This window comes from Rhodococcoides corynebacterioides (assembly GCF_019834675.1).
Lineage (GTDB): Bacteria > Actinomycetota > Actinomycetes > Mycobacteriales > Mycobacteriaceae > Rhodococcoides > Rhodococcoides corynebacterioides_A.
In genome coordinates this window covers 51,906-70,945 of record NZ_JABUBU010000009.1, presented here as the reverse complement: position 1 = coordinate 70,945, position 19,040 = coordinate 51,906, and the positions used below count along the sequence as shown (strand labels likewise).

The 19,040-nt window shown below is 71.5% G+C and carries 17 protein-coding genes; 6 read left to right on the top strand and 11 right to left on the bottom strand.

Annotation, left to right across the window (positions count from 1 at the left end):
* Positions 1 to 2: 2 nt before the first annotated feature.
* Complete coding sequence (locus HQ603_RS11560) at positions 3 to 620, bottom strand: O-methyltransferase (RefSeq protein WP_222684683.1); 618 nt, start codon at positions 618 to 620, stop codon at positions 3 to 5.
* Positions 617 to 2,374 (bottom strand): proline--tRNA ligase, encoded by a 1,758-nt coding sequence (locus HQ603_RS11555; protein WP_222684682.1) that lies wholly within the window; start codon positions 2,372 to 2,374, stop codon positions 617 to 619. Before HQ603_RS11555 ends, HQ603_RS11560 begins: the two co-directional genes overlap by 4 nt.
* 55 nt (positions 2,375 to 2,429) lie before the next feature.
* On the opposite strand from HQ603_RS11555, the gene yaaA reads away from it, so the two are divergent.
* A complete protein-coding gene (yaaA, locus tag HQ603_RS11550) occupies positions 2,430 to 3,167 on the top strand; it encodes a peroxide stress protein YaaA (RefSeq protein ID WP_222684681.1) in 738 nt (245 codons plus the stop codon).
* A 31-nt stretch (positions 3,168 to 3,198) separates the two neighbouring features.
* Here the strand turns inward: yaaA and HQ603_RS11545 are convergent, their stop codons facing one another.
* The 8 genes from HQ603_RS11545 to mqo all read right to left on the bottom strand — a co-directional run bounded on the left by HQ603_RS11545 (position 3,199) and on the right by mqo (position 13,739).
* A complete protein-coding gene (locus HQ603_RS11545) occupies positions 3,199 to 4,683 on the bottom strand; it encodes an MFS transporter (protein ID WP_222684680.1) in 1,485 nt (494 codons plus the stop codon).
* A gap of 11 nt (positions 4,684 to 4,694) precedes the next feature.
* A complete protein-coding gene (gene cobA, locus HQ603_RS11540) occupies positions 4,695 to 5,930 on the bottom strand; it encodes a uroporphyrinogen-III C-methyltransferase (RefSeq protein ID WP_222684679.1) in 1,236 nt (411 codons plus the stop codon).
* Between the two features lie 88 nt (positions 5,931 to 6,018).
* Entirely contained in the window at positions 6,019 to 7,719 is a 1,701-nt protein-coding gene (locus tag HQ603_RS11535; RefSeq protein WP_222684678.1) for a DUF7800 domain-containing protein, read from the bottom strand.
* A 59-nt stretch (positions 7,720 to 7,778) separates the two neighbouring features.
* Entirely contained in the window at positions 7,779 to 9,173 is a 1,395-nt protein-coding gene (locus HQ603_RS11530; RefSeq protein ID WP_308126476.1) for a cobyrinate a,c-diamide synthase, read from the bottom strand.
* Positions 9,170 to 9,790, bottom strand: coding sequence for a cob(I)yrinic acid a,c-diamide adenosyltransferase (gene cobO / locus HQ603_RS18950; protein ID WP_308126475.1), 621 nt, complete (start codon positions 9,788 to 9,790; stop codon positions 9,170 to 9,172). The genes HQ603_RS11530 and cobO overlap by 4 nt, the downstream gene beginning before the upstream one ends.
* A 13-nt stretch (positions 9,791 to 9,803) precedes the next feature.
* Entirely contained in the window at positions 9,804 to 11,723 is a 1,920-nt protein-coding gene (locus tag HQ603_RS11525; protein ID WP_222684676.1) for a VWA domain-containing protein, read from the bottom strand.
* The gene (locus tag HQ603_RS11520; protein ID WP_222684675.1) at positions 11,708 to 12,184 is read right to left on the bottom strand and encodes a GNAT family N-acetyltransferase; all 477 of its coding nucleotides are present in this window, start codon (positions 12,182 to 12,184) and stop codon (positions 11,708 to 11,710) included. Before HQ603_RS11520 ends, HQ603_RS11525 begins: the two co-directional genes overlap by 16 nt.
* Before the next feature lies 1 nt (position 12,185).
* On the bottom strand, positions 12,186 to 13,739 hold the full coding sequence (gene mqo / locus HQ603_RS11515; RefSeq protein WP_308126474.1) for a malate dehydrogenase (quinone): 1,554 nt from the start codon (positions 13,737 to 13,739) through the stop codon (positions 12,186 to 12,188).
* 127 nt (positions 13,740 to 13,866) lie between these two features.
* Here mqo and HQ603_RS11510 point away from each other — a divergent pair, with 127 nt between their 5' ends.
* Entirely contained in the window at positions 13,867 to 14,910 is a 1,044-nt protein-coding gene (locus HQ603_RS11510; RefSeq protein ID WP_222684674.1) for an alpha/beta hydrolase, read from the top strand.
* Positions 14,907 to 16,298 (top strand): mycothione reductase, encoded by a 1,392-nt coding sequence (gene mtr / locus HQ603_RS11505; RefSeq protein WP_222684673.1) that lies wholly within the window; start codon positions 14,907 to 14,909, stop codon positions 16,296 to 16,298. Before HQ603_RS11510 ends, mtr begins: the two co-directional genes overlap by 4 nt.
* 93 nt (positions 16,299 to 16,391) lie before the next feature.
* Here mtr and HQ603_RS11500 read toward each other — a convergent pair whose 3' ends face one another.
* Positions 16,392 to 16,934 carry an alpha/beta fold hydrolase gene (locus HQ603_RS11500; protein ID WP_222684672.1) on the bottom strand — a complete coding sequence of 181 codons (543 nt, stop codon included), beginning with the start codon at positions 16,932 to 16,934 and terminating at the stop codon, positions 16,392 to 16,394.
* A gap of 104 nt (positions 16,935 to 17,038) precedes the next feature.
* On the opposite strand from HQ603_RS11500, the gene HQ603_RS11495 reads away from it, so the two are divergent.
* The 3 genes from HQ603_RS11495 to HQ603_RS11485 are packed head-to-tail and all read left to right on the top strand — an operon-like array spanning position 17,039 to position 19,040.
* Positions 17,039 to 17,428: a GntR family transcriptional regulator gene (locus HQ603_RS11495; RefSeq protein ID WP_222684724.1), complete on the top strand. Its 390-nt coding sequence runs from the start codon at positions 17,039 to 17,041 to the stop codon at positions 17,426 to 17,428.
* Positions 17,425 to 18,309, top strand: coding sequence for an ATP-binding cassette domain-containing protein (locus HQ603_RS11490; protein WP_222684671.1), 885 nt, complete (start codon positions 17,425 to 17,427; stop codon positions 18,307 to 18,309). Before HQ603_RS11495 ends, HQ603_RS11490 begins: the two co-directional genes overlap by 4 nt.
* Positions 18,306 to 19,040 carry an ABC transporter permease gene (locus HQ603_RS11485; protein WP_222684670.1) on the top strand — a complete coding sequence of 245 codons (735 nt, stop codon included), beginning with the start codon at positions 18,306 to 18,308 and terminating at the stop codon, positions 19,038 to 19,040. Before HQ603_RS11490 ends, HQ603_RS11485 begins: the two co-directional genes overlap by 4 nt.

Below are 19,040 nucleotides of genomic sequence, written 5' to 3'. Positions count from 1 at the left end.
GCTCAGTCGGTGACGACGGCGAGCAGCAGTCCGTCCCGGCCGTGCACACCCACGGTCTGCACCGCGGTGCCGTCCAGTCGCGGGTGCGCCGCGACCAGGGTCAGCATCGTGCGCAGCGTGTCTCCCGCCGGTCCATCGGTGTCGACGGCGCCGTCGCCGACCACCCCGTCCGCGATGAGGACGGTGCCCGGCCGGCCGAGCACCAGGGCCCATTCGACGTACTGCGCGCCCGCGTCGACCGGTCCGTCCCGAGCGATGCGCCGCAGGTGGAGGTCGATGACCCCGAACAGCGAGTCGTCGTCGGCGCGAATGCGGGCGAGCGTGGTCAGCGGTTCGCCTACCATGAGGTCGACCCGCGACGCCAGGTCGTCGTCCAGCGACGCCCGCACCGTCTCCGCCGCCGACTCGGTGGCCACCAGGGTCACCACTCGTCCTCGCGGGCCGACGGCGCGTACCGCGTGGGCGGTGGACTCGCCGTCGAGGGGATCGACGATGAGGACCCGCTTCGCGCCGACGGTTCGGGCCATCACCGACGCCAACTTGTCGCCGGCCGACCGCTCGTCGAAGGTGCCGGAGAGTCGACGCTCGGTGGCCGAGATCCGACCGCCGGGGTCCGTCACCGGGCGCCGCGTCCGGTCGCCGCGAGGATCTCGTTCACGGCGTCGTCGGCGGCCACCTCGCGGGTGGACCCGTCGAACCGGTTCTTGATCTCCACGGTGCCGTCCGCCCATCCGCGACCGACCACGAGGGTGAGCGGCACGCCGATCAGCTCGGAGTCCTTGAACTTCACGCCCGGCGACACCTTCGGCCGGTCGTCGAGCAGGACGTCGAGCCCGCGGGCGTCGAGGTCGGCGGCGAGCGATTCCGCGCCGTCGCGCGCGCCCTCGTCCTTGTTGGCGATGACGACGTGCACGTCCGCGGGACTCACCGAGGCCGGCCACCGCAGTCCCTTGTCGTCGTGCATCTGCTCGGCGATCACCGCCACCAGGCGCGAGACGCCGACGCCGTAGGACCCCTGGATCAGGCGAACCGGCTTGCCGTTCTCGCCCAGGACGTCGACGGCGAAGGCGTCGGTGTACTTGGTGCCGAGCTGGAAGATGTGCCCGATCTCGATGCCGCGGGCGGAGACCAGGGTGCCGCGACCGTCGGGAGCGAGATCGCCGTCGCGCACCTCGGCGGCCTCGATGGTGCCGTCCGGGGTGAAGTCGCGGCCGACCACGAGGTCGACCACGTGCTTGCCCTGCTCGTCCGCGCCCGTGATCCACGCGGTGCCGGTGACCACACGGGGGTCGACGAGGTAGCGAACACCGTTCTCCAGCAATGCCTTCGGCCCGATGTACCCGCGCACCAGGAAGGGGTGGGCGGCGAAGTCCGCGTCCCCCAGCAGCTCGAACTCCGCGGGCGCCAACGACGCTTCGAGGCGCTTGGTGTCCACCTCGCGGTCGCCGGGCACGCCGATGGCCAGCAGCTCCCACTCGCCACCGGGGATGCGGGTCTTGACCAGCACGTTCTTCAGGGTGTCCGCCGCCGTCACGGTGCGCCCCAGATCGGCGCCGTTGGCCCAGTCGACCAGCGTCGCGATGGTCGGGGTGGACCCCGTCTCGTGGACCACGGCCTCGGGAAGACCCTCGATCGACCGCGACGGCGGTGCCGGGGTGACGACGGCCTCGACGTTGGCGGCGTACCCGCTCTCCGGGCTGCGGACGAACGTGTCCTCGCCGATCTCGGACTCGGCCAGGAACTCCTCGGACGCGCTGCCTCCCATGGCGCCCGACGTCGCCGCGACGACGACGTAGGAGATGCCGAGCCGGTCGAAGATGCGCTGGTAGGCCTCGCGGTGTGCGTGGTACGACGCCTTCGCGCCGGCCTCGTCGAGATCGAACGAGTAGGAGTCCTTCATCACGAACTCGCGGCCGCGCAGGATTCCGGCGCGCGGACGCTCCTCGTCGCGGTACTTCGTCTGGATCTGGTAGAGCGTGACCGGCAGGTCCTTGTAGGACGAGTACTCGCCCTTGACCGTCAGGGCGAACAGTTCCTCGTGCGTCGGGCCGAGCAGCATGTCGGCACCCTTGCGGTCCTTCAGCCGGAACAACCCGTCCCCGTACTCGGTCCACCGGTTGGTCACCTCGTAGGGCTCCCGCGGCAACAGCGCGGGCAGCGAGATCTCCTGCGCGCCGATGGCGTTCATCTCCTCGCGCACCACCTGCTCCACCCGGCGCAGCACGGTCAGGCCGAGCGGGAGCCACGAGTAGACACCCGGGGCGACCCGGCGGACGTACCCCGCGCGCACGAGCAGCTTGTGGCTGGGCACCTCGGCGTCGGCGGGGTCGTCACGGAGCGTGCGCAGGAACAGATGGGACAGACGGGTGATCACAGCCGACGAGCCTAGTGGGTGAGGGCGGGTTTCCCGCTCGGTAGGGTTGCCGACCGTGCTGATCCTGCTGCCCCCGTCCGAGACGAAGTCCGACGGCGGCACCGGCGGCGCGCTCGACCTCGCCGCCCTCGCGCTACCGGACCTGACCCCCGCGCGGGACGCCGTGATCGACGCCCTCGTCGACCTCGCCGACGATCCCGACGCTCCCCGCGTGCTGGGCCTCGGCACCACGCAGAGCGCCGACGCCGCCCGCAACGCCGAGATCCGCACCTCCCCGACCGCGCCGGCGCTCGAGCGGTACACCGGCGTGCTCTACGACGCGTTCGACGCCCCCTCGCTCACCCGCGCCGGGCGCGCCCGGGCGGCCGAACGGCTCTGGATCGGATCCGCCCTCTTCGGCGCCGTCCGCGCGACCGACCCCGTGCCCTGGTACCGCCTGTCCGGCGGCACCACCCTGCCCGGCCTCGGCACCCTGCGCTCGCACTGGAAGCCGCACCTGGGCGATGCGATCGCCGGCGCCGCGGACGGCGTCGTGGTGGACCTCCGATCCGGGGCCTACCAGGACCTCGGACCGGTCCCCGGCGCCGTGACCGCCACCGTCGTCACCGAGAAACCCGACGGCTCCCGCGCCGTCGTCAGCCACTTCAACAAGCACCACAAGGGACTGCTGGCCCGCGCACTCACCACCACCCGCGCCGAGCCGAGCGACGTGCGCGGACTCGCCCGCGTGGCCCGCACCGCCGGGCTGCGGGTGGAGGTCACCTCGCCGACCCTGTTGACCGTCGTGACCTGACTCGTCCGCAGGCGGCTACCTGAGACACGCGTCAGCCGCGAGCGGCCTCCTGTGCCGCCTTGGCGGAGGCCACGTCGTCCGCGCTGTACCGAATGAACAGGGCGGACACCGCCGCGACGGCCGCCAGTCCGGCACACCCGAGAAGGCCGAAGGTGTAGCCCTCACCCAGGATGCGCACCTGATCCTCGGTCATCGACACCGCCGATCCCGTCACCCCACCGAGCGACAGGGTCTTCGCCGCGGCCATGGCCGACACCACGGCCAGCCCCAGCGGACCACCGAGGTTCTGCGCGACCAACGAGATGGCCGTGAGCGGACCGATGTTCTCCGCCCGCACCTGCGCGATCGCGCAGAGCGGCAGAGCGATCACCGCCAGTCCGACGCCGAAGCCGATACCCCCGATCGGGAGGAACAGGTCCGACCAGTACGACGCGCCCACGTCGATGCGCGACGCGAAGGTCAGGTAGCCGACGGTGAGGACGGCCCCGGTGAAGACGATCCACCGCGGCGCGAGTCGCGGCGCGAGCCACGACGACACGACGGCCGCCAGTGCCATACCGCCACCGAACGGAATGAAGGAGATGCCGGCCCGCAACGGGCTGTAGTCGAGCACGTCTTGGACGAACACCGCGACGATCACCGTCATCGCGAACAGAGCGCCGCCGGAGAAGAAGATGGCCGCGAACGTGGCGACACGATCGCGGTCACGGAACAGGTCGAACGGCAGCAGCGGATTCGCGGCGCGGCGCTCGACCATCAGGAACGCGGCGAGCAGCGCCAGCCCGATCACGATGGACGCGACGGTGATCGTGTCGGTCCACCCACGCTCCGGTCCCTCGACGATGCCGAAGACCACTCCCGTGGAGCCCAGGGTCGCGAGAATCGCTCCCGGGACGTCCAGCGCCGTCCGCTCGGCGGCCGTCTCCACCAGCGACCGCGCGCCCAGCGCGAGGATGGCCACACCGATGGGCACGTTGATCAGGAAGATCCAGCGCCAGGACACCTCGGTGAGCGCACCGCCGATGATGAGGCCCGAGAACGATCCCACCCCGGTCATGGCGGCATAGATCGCGATGGCCTGATTACGGACCGGGCCGGGCGCGAACGTCGTCGCCACCAGGGCGAACGCCGTCGGCGACGCCACCGCGGCGCCCGCGCCCTGCACGATGCGCGCCCCGACCAGCATCGCCTCGTTCTGGGCGAGTCCGCACACCGCGGAGGCCACGGTGAACAGGGCGACACCCGTGAGGAACATCCGCTTGCGGCCGAACGAGTCGCCCATCCGCCCGCCGAGCAGCATCAACCCGCCGAAGGCGAGCACGTACGACGAGACCACCCAGTTGCGCCCGGCGTCGGAGAGGTTCAACTCCGCCTGCAGCGGCGCGAGCGCGAGGTTGACGACGGTGCCGTCCAGCACGGCCATCAGTTGCATCCCGCTGAGCGCGATGATCGCCAGACCGAACGCGCGGCTGGTCACCGGGTAACTGGTCGGCGCGACGGACCGGGAAGCGGACATGGTCGGCCACTCTACTGCCCGGGAACGAGATCCCCGATCCGCGCCGGGAAACCCGCAACGGGTCCGACGACGATGATCGCGGGGGGCCGAATGTTCTCCTCGCGGACCCGGTCGGCGATCGTGGCGAGGTCGGCGTGCACCACCCGTTGCGACCGCGTGGTGCCCTCCTGGATCGCGACGACCGGGGTGTCGGCAGGCCGACCGTGGGCGGTCAGGACCGCGGCGAACGCGTCGATCCGCTCGACGGCCATGAGCAGGACCAGGGTGCCGCGCAGCCGGGCGAGCGCGGGCCAGTCGATCAGCGACTCGGGATGGTCGGGGCGCAGGTGCCCGCTGACGACGACGAACTCGTGGGTGACACCGCGGTGGGTCACGGGCACCCCCGCCGCCGACGGCACCGAGATGGCGCTGGTGATGCCGGGAACGACGGTCACCGGCACGCCGGCCGCGGTGCACGCCTCGAGCTCCTCGTACCCCCGCCCGAAGACGTACGGGTCACCGCCCTTGAGCCGCACGACGAACCTGCCGGCCTTCGCGTGGGTGATCAGGGCGTCGTTGATCGCCTCCTGCGCCATGAATCGCCCGTACGGGATCTTGGAGGCGTCGATCACCAGCACGTGCGGGCCGAGTTCGGCGAGCAACTCGGGCGGCGCGAGCCGGTCCGCGACCACGACGTCGGCGCGGGCGAGCAACCGTCGTCCGCGGACGGTGATCAGGTCCGGGTCGCCCGGACCGCCCCCGACCAGGGCCACTCCGGCGACCTCCGGCTCCGCCGCGTCGGCGATCGCGCCGGACTGCAACCCGTCGAGCACGGCGTTGCGGACCGCGGCCGACCGCCGGTGCTCGCCGCCGGCCAGCACTCCCACGGTGAGACCGTCGTACTCGGCGCTGGCGGGGGTGACGGCGGTGCCGTCGCGCGCGACGTCCGCGCGGACGCAGAAGATGCGGTCCCGCTCGGCCTCCGCGACGATCGCGGCGTTGGTCTCGGGCTCGTCCGTGCACGCGATGGCGTACCAGGCGTCGGCGAGGTCGCCCTCACGGTAGTCGCGCACCTCGAGCACGATCTGGCCGAAGTCGGCGAGAGCGTCGACGGCAGGCGTCGCCTCTCGCGCGATCACGGTCACGCGGGCACCGCACGAGATCAACAGGGGCAGCCGGCGCTGCGCGACACTGCCGCCGCCGACGACGACCACGCGGCGACCGGCCAGGTTCAACCCCACGAGGTAGGGGGAATCGGTCGCATCCACGGGGCGAAACCCTACTGCAGCAACGGGTGACCGGCCGGGCGCCGGGGACCGACGACGGCGCCCCGCGGTCGGCTCCGGCCCGCGTGTGTCACTCCGGGCGGCGGCGTGCTCCCGACGGCGTGAGGTCGAATTCCGCCGTGGTGCGCAGGGTCTGTCGTCCGTCGGCGACCGCCGCGTGGTCGACCCGCAGGTGCAGCGCCTGCGAGTCGGTGGTGAGCGACATCACGCCGTTGTCGAACCACGGACCCGCCTCGGTCCCCCACTCCGCGTGCACCGGCTCGACCTTGGCCCGGCGTGCGAGCCGCTCGAGGGCCCGCGCCACGGGCCGACGGATGGCCAGCCGGTTCACGGCCCGGATGGGGAGGTCCAGCGGATTGCGGAACGGGGACATCGTCAGTTGGTAGAGGGCGGTGGACGTCGGCACGCGGGTCTCCGCGCGCGCGACGTAGGAGCAGTGGACGTCGCCCGACAGCCACACCAGAGAGCGCGGCGCCTGCGGTCCGGTGACCACCTCGTCCACCAGATCGACCATGTCCGCGAAGGACTTGCCGAACGCCGCCCAGTGCTCGAGGTCGAGCGCGATCCGCAGCTTCTCCCCCACCTTCGCCGCGCGACGACCCCACGCGCCCTGCGCGACGGCCTCGTTCCACTGCTCGATGTTGTGCAGCCCCGGCAGCATGAGGAACGGCAGCGACGAGCCGAGGAGCACGTGCTCGGTGCCCGCCGAGAGCGCCTTCTCCCGCACCCAGGCCCACTCGGTGTCGTCGACCATCGCGCGACGCTCCGGCGTCAGGTCCCGCGAGCACCGCGAATCGATCATGATCAGACGGGTGTTGCCGATGTCGCGGTGGTAGCTCCACCGCGCCGACGACGGCTCGCTGTCGGCCCGCAGCGCGAACTCCGCGAGCAGCTTCTCGCGCTCGGCGTCCGACGTCGCCGAGCGCACCGCGGCGTACATCTCGTCCTGCTCGAGTTCCTGCGGCGAGAGGTTGCCCAGATGTTGGTAGACCCAGTACGACGAGAACGCGCCGATCACGCGGTCCTGCCACCACGGGGCGCGGGTGACCTCGGCGCGCCAGTCGGCCGAGGAGTTCCAGTCGTCCCGCAGATCGTGGTCGTCGAGGATCATGCACGTCGGCACCGTCGCGAGGAGTTCCCGGACGCGGATGTCGCCCCACGACTCCTGGTAGAGCCAGGTGTACTCCTCTAAGTCGCAGATCTCGTCCTCGACGTCCTCGGACCGGGCGCCCGCGGCGCGCTCACCGGCGGCCCGGCGGGCGTGGAGCCGGTCCACGATCTCCGGCGACGGATCGTCGGCGTACACCTGGTCCCCGAGGAAGACGAGCAGGTCCGGCCACAGAGCGGAGTCCTGGTCCCGCACCCGATCGGCCAGCCCCACCAGGGCGTCCGCGCCGATGCGGGTCAGCGCCTCGTCGCTGTAGGTGTCGCCGCGGCGGCAGGACCCGAAGGCCACGGTGATCGGGCCGTCGGACCGTTGCGTGTGCACGACGGCGCGACGCCCGGCCGCGGGCCACACCTGGTCACCGTCGATCGAGACCGTGTAGTCGACCACGGTGTCCGGCGGCAGTCCCTCGACGGCGACGAGGGCGTAGTGGTGGCCGTGCAGACCCCAGGTGGGTTCCTCGACACGCCGCGTCTCGCCGGAGTCGGACCGCGTCTGCACCGTCACCGTGCAGGCGCGGTCGGTCTCGACCCAGAACGTGGCGCGGTCGCAGTCGACGTACCGCACCAGGGGGCCGAGGAGAAGTCGGCCGTCGATGTCCGTCATTCCGTCCAGAGTGCCACCTCCGGCGGCGAGGGCGGGCGAGCACGCGAAAACGGACGGATCTACCCGAAGCGGACGGACCGACAGGCCGCCACGAAGCGCACCAGCGCGCCCGCCGTCGCCACGGGGTGCGTGTGCAGGTACGACGCGTGGACGCGGCCCGACGCGCCGACCGCGCCTTCTCGGACGGTCTCGCCGTCGCGTCGCCACGCCCAGGCCGTCGGGTGATCGCCGGCGCGGACGACACGCGTGCGGTGGAACTCGTGGCCGGTCACGCGGGTGCCGGCGTCGAACAGGACGGAGTCGGTGGTCGCGACGGCGTCGCGGTACCCGAGGGTGAGACCGGACCCGAACTCCGCGTCGAGGTCCAGCACCCCGGCCATGGTGTGCCCGTCCAGGGCGGTGGCGAGGTAGAGCAGTCCGGCGCACTCGCCGTGGATGGGGGCGGCGCGGTCGGCGAGGGCCCGGACGTCGGCCAGGAGATCGTGGTTGGCGGCCAGGTCCTCCGCGTGCAGTTCGGGGAACCCGCCCGGCACCACCAGGCCCGCGGCGTCGTCGGGCAGGCGGTCGACGCGGGGGTCGACCGTCACCACCTCCGCGCCGGCGGCGGCGAGGATCTCGGCGTGCTCGGTGTAGCCGAAGGTGAACGCGGGACCGCCCGCGACCGCCACCACCGGTCGCGGACCGGCCGGCATCTCGCCCACGGCGGCGTCGGGAGTCCACGCCGTCGCCGCCGGAACCCGCGCGGTGCGCGCCAGCCGGACCACCGCCTCGAGGTCGACGTGCCGGGCCACCAGGGCCGCCATCGCCTCCACGGCCGCCACCGCTGCGTCGCCGTGCTCGGTGGCGGTGACCAGGCCGAGGTGGCGTGACGGGACGTCGAGCGCGCCGGACCGCGGGATCGCGCCCAGCACGGGCACCCCGACCCGCTCGCACGACTGCCGCAGCACCGCCTCGTGGCGCGCACTGCCCACCTTGTTGAGGATCACCCCGCCGAGACGAACGCGCGGGTCGTGCGTCGCGAACCCGTGCACCACGGCGCCGACGCTCTGGCTCTGGCCGCGCGCGTCGATCACGAGGATCACCGGCGCACCGACCGTCGTCGCGACGGCGGCCGTCGATCCCTCGGCGGCGGGATCGGCGGAGTCCCCGGTCTCGATGCGACCGTCGAACAGGCCCATCACACCTTCGATCACGGCGATGTCGCTGCCCCGGGCACCCCACCGCACCAGCGGCACGAGGGCGTCGGAGCCGATCATCACGGCGTCGAGATTGCGGCCGGGCCGTCCCGCGGCCACCGTGTGGTAGCCGGGATCGATGTAGTCCGGTCCCACCTTGAACGGGGCGACTCGATGCCCCGCCGCGCGCAGCGCGCCCATGATGCCGGTGGCGATCGTGGTCTTGCCGCTGCCCGACGACGGGGCGGCCACGACGACGGCCGGCAGGGAGTCCGTCACCACTCGATCCCGCGTTGACCCTTGCGGCCGGCGTCCATGGGGTGCTTGACCTTCGCCATCTCGGTCACCAGATCGGCGGCGTCCATCAGCGCAGCCGGTGCGTTGCGGCCGGTGATCACGACGTGCTGCTGTCCCGGCCGGGAGGTGAGCGTCTCGACCACCTCGTCGACGTCGATCCAGCCCCAGTGCAGCGGGTAGGTGAACTCGTCGAGGACGTAGAACCGGTGCCGCTCCGCCGCGATCCGCGACGCGATCTCCCGCCATCCCTCGCGGGCGTCCTCGGCGTGGTCCACCTCGTCGCCCTGCTTGCGCGACCAGGACCAGCCGGACCCCATCTTGTGCCACTCGACCGCGCCGCCGACTCCGGTCTCCGTGTGCAGGTCGCCGAGGGTCCGGAAGACCGACTCCTCGCCGACCTTCCACTTCGCGCTCTTGACGAACTGGAACACCGCGACGTCGAAACCCTGGTTCCACGCCCGGAGCGCCATCCCGAACGCCGCGGTCGACTTGCCCTTGCCGGCGCCGGTGTGGACCGCGAGCACGGGCTGATTGCGACGCTGCCGGGTGGTCAGACCGTCGTCGGGAACGCTGCCGGGCAGCGGAACACCTCGGGGCACAGGACTTCTCTCGTCAGGCCGCGGCGGCGCGGACGACGCCCGCGACACTCGCCGAGGACAGTTCGGGCAGGGTGACGTGGGTGCCGCGGAGCGCCCGCGCCAGGTCGCGGGCCAGACCGAGTCGCACCATGCCGGTCTCGCAGTCGACCACGACGGACGCCACCGAGTCCGAGGCCAGGGCCGCGGCGGCGCGTCGAGCCCGGTCGACGGGATCGGGGCCACCGGTGGCGCGGCCGTCGGTGACGGTGACGACGAGAGCTCGGCGGCCGGGCTCGCGCACCCGTTCGCGCGCCACGAGCTCGCGCGCGGTGAGGAACCCCGACGCCAGCGGTGTGCGCCCGCCGGTTCGCGCGCGACGCAGCCGGGTCACGGCGACGTCCACCGAGCGCGTGGGCGGCACCAGGATCTCGGCGTCGGTGCCGCGCACGGAGACGACGGCGACGCGATCGCGCCGCTGGTAGGCGTCGCGCAGCAGGGAGACGACGGCCCCGGTCACGGCCTCGAGCCGATCCCGCGCCGCCATGGACCCGGAGGCGTCGACGACGAACACGATGGTGTTGCCCTCGCGGCCCTCGCGCTCGGCGCCCCGCAGGTCCGCACCGGCGATGGACAGTCGACCCGACGCCGTCGGGTCGCGGCGCTCGGCCGCCCGCAGCAGCGTGCCCACCAGATGCAGGCTGCCGCCGGCGAAGTCGGTGGCGCGCACGACGCGCCCGCTGGTGGTGCGTGCCCGCGATCGTCGTCCCGGCGATCCCTCGCCCACCCCGTCGATCTGCAGCAGCCGGGTGTCGTAACTCGCGCCGATCGACGCCGGGTTCGTGCCGCTGGGGGCGCGGCGATCGGACGCCTCGTCGGACTGCTCGGGCGCCGCGGACGGCGGATCCGGCGCGTCCGGTGCGTCGGTCGGCTCGGGGGCGCCGCCGCCGTCGTCGGGCCCGTCGCCGTCGGGGTCGGGGTCGGGATCCGGCTCGTGCTCGGCCACGGACTCCGCCGCCTTGTCCATGGCGTCGTCGACGGCGCCGTCGTCGAGTCCGGGGGCGTCGAAGGGGTCGCGTCGACGGCGGTGCGGCAGGGCGAGTTCGACGGCCACGCGGACGTCGTCCTCGGTGACCTCGTCGGCGCCGCGCCAGGCGGCGTGGGCGACGGCCGTGCGGGCGACCACGAGGTCGCCGCGCATGCCGTCGACGTCGAAGGCCGCGCAGACCGCGGCGATCCGGCGCAGTTCCGCGTCGGGCAACACGACGGAGTCGAGACGGGCCCGCGCGGCGGCGATGCGTTCGGCGACGGCGGTGTCCGCGTCGGCGTACCGCTGACCGAAGGCGACGGGATCGAACTCGAAGTCCAGACGTCGGCGCACGACGTCCATGCGGGTGTCGACGTCACGGGACGCGGCCACGTCGACGGCCAGCCCGAACCGGTCGAGCAACTGCGGGCGGAGTTCGCCCTCCTCCGGATTCATGGTGCCGACCAGGACGAACCGCGACGGGTAGGAGCGAGAGATGCCGTCGCGCTCGACGTGGACCCGGCCCATCGCCGCGGCGTCGAGCAGGAGGTCGACCAGATGGTCGTGGAGCAGGTTGACCTCGTCGACGTAGAGGATCCCACGGTCCGCCGACGCCAGGAGGCCCGGGGTGAATGCGCGCGTGCCGTCCTGCACGATGCGCTCGAAGTCGATCGAGCCGATCACCCGGTCCTCGGTGGCCCCGACGGGGAGTTCGACGAGACGCGCCGGGCGTTCGCCGTCGTCGTCACGCACCGGCGGGAGCAGTGCTGCCAACGCGCGCACGGCCGTCGATTTCGCCGTGCCCTTCTCGCCGCGCACGACCACTCCCCCGATGCCGGGGTGTACCGCGCAGAGAGTGAGAGCGAGCAGCAGACGATCCTGGCCGACGACGGCCGAGAAGGGATAGCCGACGGTCACTTGTCCTGCCACGGGCTCCCGCCGCCACGGCGCATGGGGGTGTGCGGGATGCCGTCCTCGAGCACCTCTTCGCCGTCGGGGACGAAGCCGTGCTTGGCGTACATCTCCACGAGGTAACTCTGCGCGTTGATACGGCAGGGCGCCGAGCCGACCTCGGCCAACGCCGCGCGCAGCAGCCGGGTGGTGTGGCCCTGACCGCGCGAGGACCGGTGCGTGCAGAGGCGTCCGATGCGGAAGGACGTCTCGCCGTTGTCGTGCTCCTCGAGCAGACGGAGGGTGCAGACCACCTCGCCGTCCCGCTCGAGCCAGAAGTGCCGCGTGTCGGCCAGCAGGTCCTTGCCGTCGAGCTCGGGGTAGGCGCAGGCCTGCTCCACCACGAACACCTCGACGCGCAGCTTGAGGAGCTCGTAGAGGGTTTCGTTCGACAGATCCTGGGCCCAGGAACGCTTGAGTGCTGCCGTCGCTGTCGTCATGTCAGAGTGCTACCACACCGTCGGCGGCGGAAGCGACTCCGCGCTCGGCGGCGCTGCGGTCCAGATGCAGCACGCGTGTGGTGTGGGCCCAGACCTCGTCGAACAGGCGGGGGTTGTCGGCGAGCTTGGTGCCGAGTGAGGGCACCATGTCCGTCAGCGTCGGCTTCCAGGACTCGTAGCGGTCGGCGAAGCACCGCTGCATCACCTCGAGCATGGCGGGCACCGCGGTGGACGCACCCGGCGACGCGCCGAGCAGACCGGCGATGGTGCCGTCTCCGGCGTTCACGACGGCCGTACCGAACTCGAGCACGCCGCCCTTGCCCTTGCGGCGGATGACCTGCACGCGCTGACCCGCGGTGACGAGCTCGAAGTCCTCGCCCTTCGCCTGCGGCATGAATTCGCGCAGGGTGTCGACGCGGTCGTCCTCGGACTGCAGGAGCTCACCGATGAGGTACTTGGTGAGGGCCATCTCGGTCATACCGACGCCGAGCATGGAGAACAGGTTGTTCGGCTTGACCGAGCCGATGAGATCGGTCATCTTGCCGTTCTTGAGGAACTTGGGCGACCATCCGGCGTAGGGCCCGAACAGCAGTCCCGGCTTGCCGCCGATGACGCGGGTGTCGAGGTGCGGGACGGACATCGGCGGGGCGCCCACGGACGCCTTGCCGTAGACCTTGGCCGAATGCTGCTGCACCAGTGCGGGATTGGTGCACCGCAGCCACTCGCCGCTGACCGGGAAACCGCCGAAGCCCTTGGCCTCGGAGATGCCGGACTTCTGCAGCAGCGGCAGAGCGCCGCCGCCGGCGCCGACGAAGACGAACTTGGCGACGATCTTGCGCGTCGCACCGGTGCGGCCGTTGTACACCTTGACCGTCCACGAGCCGTCGGAGTTCTTCGACAGATCGCGGATCTCGTGCCCGAAGTTCACGGACGCCCCGACCGCGGACAGGTTGTTGAGCAGCTGCTTGGTCAACGCACCGAAGTCGACGTCGGTACCGCCGTCGGACCAGTTCAGGGCGATCGGGTCGGTGAAGTCGCGGCCGGCGGCCATGAGCGGGAGACGACGGGCGAACTCGTCGGCGTCGTCGATGTACTCCATGCCGGGGAACAGCGGGTTGGTCGAGAGAGCGTCGTACCGGGCGCGCAGGTACTTCACGTTGTCCGCGCCGTGGACGAAGCTCACGTGCGGAATGGGATTGATGAAATTCTCCGGATCGGACAGCACGCCGGTCTCGACGGCGTGGGACCACCACTGCCGGGACACCTGGAACTGCTCGTTGACGGTGAGCGCCTTGGTGATGTCGACCGTGCCGTCCTTCTGCTGCGGCGTGTAGTTCAGCTCGCAGAGGGCCGAGTGGCCGGTGCCGGCGTTGTTCCACGGATCCGAGCTCTCGGCGGCGGCGGCATCGAGCCGCTCGAACAGACCGATCGACCAGGTGGGCTCCACCTGGTGCAGGAGGGTGCCGAGCGTGGCGCTCATGATGCCGGCGCCGATGAGCACCACGTCGAGCTTCTCCGACGACGCGGACTGCTGGTTCTGCTTGTGTTCGGCCACGGCTGGATCGACTTCCTTCGCCTCGAGTTCTGTCCACGGCAGGTGCCGCGCTCCCGCGTCACGCCACCGGAGGTGTACCCGATTGTGCCCCTCGCGACCCCGCTCTCACGCCATCTACTGTGTGAGGGTGACTACATGGGCGCCGGACGTACTCGGCGACGACTACGAGCAACTGACCATACCGCTCGGCCTCGACCCCGACGGCGAGGGACAGGTGCGGGCCACCCTGGTGCGGTCCCGGCGCGCCCCGGCGACGCCGCGCGGAGCGGTTCTCTACGTCCACGGGTTCACGGACTACTTCTTCCAGCGCCACCTCGCCGAGCACTTCGTCGACCGGGGCTACGCGTTCCACGCACTCGACCTGCGCAAGTGCGGGCGCTCCCTCGACGAGGGCCAGTCGCCGCACTTCGTCTCCGACCTCGAGCTCTACGACGAGGAGTTGAACCGCGCCCTGGCCGTCGTGCGCGAGGAGACCGGCGCCCCGGTCCTGGTGGCCGCCCACTCCACCGGCGGGTTGATCGTCCCGCTGTGGCTCGACCGTCTCGAACACGCCGGCGGCAGCGCCGCGGCCGGGGTCGCCGGGCTGATCCTCAACAGCCCGTGGTTCGACCTGCAGGGCCCGCCCCTGGTCCGCAGTGTCGGCACCGTGGCGCTCGGCGTTCTGGGCAAGGTGGCACCGAAGCGCGATCTGCCGGGCATGGGGCTCGACACGTACGGCTCGTCCATCAGCGCGCAGGCACGCGGCGACTGGAGCTACGACCTGTCCTGGAAGCCGCTCGCCGGTTTCCCCATCAAGCTGGGGTGGATCCGCGCCGTGCGCCGGGGACACGCGCGTCTCCATCGGGGCCTGGACGTCGGCGTTCCGTCGTTGATCCTGCGGTCCAAGGTCACCCGCTTCTCCAAGCAGTACATTCCCGAGGTCGACGCCGCGGACGCGGTGCTCGACGTCCGACAGATCGCCCGCTGGGCCGGCTGCCTCGGCAACCGCACCACCGTCGTGCCCGTCGAGGGCGCGCGGCACGACGTCTTCCTCTCCACCGACGAGCCCCTCGCGCGGGCGTTCCACGAACTCGACGCGTGGCTCGACGATCACGAGGCGCGGGCCGCCGCGACCGTCGGCGGTGACGCCGCGACCGGCGGCGACCACGCCGAGATGGCGACCGGCGCATGAGCACGAGGGAGCAGCACGTCGACGTCGCGATCATCGGGTCCGGCTCCGCCAACACCATCCTCGACGAGCGGTTCGACGGGTTGTCCGTCGCCATGTTCGAGGAGTCGATCTTCGGCGGCACCTGCATCAACGTGGGCTGCATCCCCACCAAGATGTTCGTCTACGCCGCCGAGGTCGCCAACACCGTGCGCCGCGCCGAGCGCTACGGCATCGACGCCCGCCTCGAGCGGGTCCGGTGGCAGGACATCGTCGACCGCGTCTTCGGTCGTATCGACCCCATCGCCGAGGGCGGCGAGAACTATCGGCGCGGCGACGGCTCCCCCAACGTCACGCTGTACTCCTCGCACGCGACGTTCGTCGGGCCGCGTCGGATCGACACCGGCGACGGTCGCATCGTCACGGCCGACCGCGTCGTCGTCGGCGCGGGGTCCCGCCCGGTGATCCCCGAAGCCATCGCCACCAGCGGCGTCCGATACCACACCAACGACGACATCATGCGGCTGAAGGACCTACCGGAACACCTGATCGTGGTCGGGTCGGGGTACATCGCCGCGGAGTTCGCGCACGTCTTCTCCGCCCTCGGCTCCCGCGTCACCGTGCTCGTCCGCAAGGACCGCATGCTGCGCAAGTCCGACGAGGAGCTCTCCGCCCACTTCACCGATCTCGCCGCGGCCAAGTGGGACGTGCGGCGCGGAGTCGAGGCCGTCGGCGCCCGCGAGGACGGCTCCACCGTCGTCGTCACGCTGTCCGACGGCTCCGAGGTCACCGGCGACGCTCTCCTCGTCGCGGCGGGTCGCGTGCCCAACGGCGACCGCATCGGCGCCGAGGCCGCCGGCATCGAGCTGCGCGACGACGGCGGCATCCGGGTCGACGAGTTCGGCCGCACCACCGCCGAAGGCGTCTTCGCCCTGGGTGACGTGTCCTCGCCGTACCAGCTCAAGCACGTCGCCAACGCCGAGGCGCGCGTGGTGCAGGACAACGTGCTGCGGCCCGACTGGACCGACACCACCGGATGGGCGACGTTCGACCACCGCTACGTCCCGTCGGCGATCTTCACCGACCCGATGATTGCCGAGGTCGGCCTCACCGAGCGCGAGGCCCGCGACCAGGGGTACGACGTCGCCGTCAAGGTGCAGAAGTACGCCGACGTCGCCTACGGCTGGGCCATGGAGGACCACGAGGGGCTGTGCAAGGTCGTCGCCGACCGCGCCACCGGGCGTCTGCTCGGTGCGCACATCATCGGCGAGCAGGCTCCGACGGTGATCCAGCCGCTCATCCAGGCCATCACCTTCGGGCAGACCGTCCGGGAGATCGCCCGCGGCCAGTACTGGATCCACCCCGCCCTCCCCGAGGTGGTCGAGAACGCGCTCCTGGGCCTCGACCTCTAGCGGTCGGCCGATCCGCGCCGGTTCCAGCACTCCGCGTCGCCTGCAGCAGCAGCGGATCACTGGAACTCGCGCGGATCGCGGCGCCTGCGGGCCCTACCAGGCGCTGGTACGCATCACGACCTCCGTGGCCAGGGCAGCGGCCGCGGCGGCGGGGTCCCCGGTGTCGAGCGGCATCACCCGATAGTCGCCGTAGACGTAGCGGCTGCTCGCCGAAGCGGCCTCCTGCGCCGACGGGTCGGTGACCACCATCGTGGTGCGCAGTTCCACTGCGGGACAGGACGTGTCGCCGTGGACGGCGGGGTGTCCGCGGTCGATCACCACCAGGCTGGACACGCGACCGAAGGTGCGGGCGGCCAGTGACCAGGCGCGGTCGGCGCCGTCTCCGCGGCCGACCAGGTTGACCCAGGGCAGTTTCAGGGCGTCGAGCAGCGCGATCAGATCGTTGTCGCCGAGGCCCACGCCTGGCTCGACCACGACGGTGCGGAGGTCGGACGTCGTGAGCCGGGATGCGGTGTCGTCGAACGAGTCCGGCGCCGCGGACGTGTCCGGAAGCAGCAGGACGGCGTGACCGGCGTCGGGTCCGTCGACTCGCACCACGACGTTTCCTGCGGGGACCGACACGGTCTGCGTCTGCATGGTCAGCGACGCTACCCGAGCGGAGTCTTGCGCCGCCGTCGTCGAGCTTCTATGGTTAATTACATGAGTAATGAACCACCCAACCAATGCACCTGGTGGTCCTCGTGATCGACGACGGTCGGCCGATCTTCCTGCAGATCGCCGAGATGATCGAGAACTCCATCATCGACGGGTCGCTCGCCGAAGAGGCGCAGGTGCCGTCGACCAACGAGTTGGCCGCGTTCCACCGCATCAACCCCGCCACCGCCGGCAAGGGCCTCGGGCACCTCGTCGCGGACGGCATCCTCTACAAGAAGCGAGGTATCGGAATGTTCGTCACCACGGGCGCCCGCGACGCGTTGCGCTTCCGGCGCCGCGAGCGCTTCGCCGAGCAGTACGTCACACCCCTGGTGGCCGAGGCCCGCAAGCTCGGCCTCGGACCCGACGAGATCATGGGCATGATCTCCGACCGCGCGGCCGCGCCGGCCCCGGCGTCACGGGAGGGGGCACGATGACCGCGCCGGTGGTCTCGGTGCGCAACGTGCGCAAGAGCTTCCGCGACGTGGACGCCCTCGTCGACGTCTCCTTCGACGTGCACGAGCACGCGATCCACGGTCTGCTCGGCCGCAACGGCGCCGGCAAGACGACGCTGCTGCAGATCCTCACGGGACAGCAGTGGGCGGACGGCGGCGAGGTGTCGGTGTTCGGCGGGAGCCCGTTCGAGAACGACGCGGTACTGCGGGACGTCTGCTTCGTCAAGGAGAGCCAGCGGTACCCGGACGACTTCCGCGTGGGACAGGTGCTCGACGCCGCCGCCGCGATCCTGCCGCGCTGGGACGAGACCTTCGCCCGAGACCTGATGGCGGACTTCGACCTTCCCCGTCGACGCAAGGTCAAGAAGCTCTCCCGCGGGATGACGTCGGCGCTGGGCGTGGTGGTCGGACTCGCCTCGCGCGCACCGCTCACCCTGTTCGACGAGCCGTACCTCGGCCTCGACGCGGTCTCCCGCCAGCTGTTCTACGACCGTCTGCTCGCCGATTACGCCGAGCATCCGCGCACGGTGGTGCTGTCGACGCACCTGATCGACGAGGTGGCCGATCTGGTGGACCGCGTGGTGGTGGTCGACGGCGGACGCATCGTGGTCGACGACGACGCCGAGGGCCTGCGCGGTCGAGCCGTCACGATCAGCGGGCGCGCCGACAGCGTGGCCGACGTGACCACCGGCCTGTCGGTGCTGCACCACGAGTCGATGGGGTCGATGGCGCGCAGCACCGTCGACGGCCCCCTCGCCGACGCGGCACTCGCCGCCGCCCGCGCCGCCGGCCTGAGTGTCGAACCGGTGTCCCTCCAGCAGTTCGTGGTCGCCAGCACCACCCGTCGAAAGGTGTCCTCGTGAGTACGGTTCTCGCTCCTCCGTCCGCCGCGGCCCCCGCCCGGTCACGCCTCACGGCCGTCGCCCGCGTGCATGCGCAGAACTGGCAGATCGCGTTCCTGTGGCCCATCGGGATCCTGGCGGTCATCGCCGGCATCACGTGGACCGTGCTCGCGCTGGTCCCCCGCGGCAGCGCGGAGGTCAACACCGGCGGCGCGTCGTTCGTGTTCTTCTTCGGCCTCGTCCTGTTCGCGCAGTCGGTCAACCAGTTCTTCCCGTTCGTCTCCGGTCTGGGCGTCACCCGCTGGGAGTTCTTCCGGGCCACCACCGCCGTCGTCGTGATCCACGCGCTGCTGTTCGGGACGCTGATGATCGCGCTGTCGGCTGTCGAACGCGTCACCGACGGATTCGGCGTCGGCATGCGACTGTTCTCGCTCAGCGCCCCCGTCGCCGGCTCCGTCGTCACGGAGTTCGCGTTCTTCGTGACGGTGATCGCGCTCGCGAACACCGTCGGCGTCCTGGCCGGCGCGATCTACCTTCGGTGGCGCGCGGTGGGAATGTGGGCCACCGGTCTGCTGGCCACCCTGGCCCTCGGCGTGGTCGTGGTCGTCTTCACGTGGCAGAGCTGGTGGGTGCCGGTGGGCACGGCGATCGCCGACGCTCCCCGGTCGGTGACGATGGTGCTGCTTCCGCTGGCGCTGACCGCGCTGGCCACCCCCGGGGTGTGGGCGGTGCTACGCCGCACCACGGTCTGA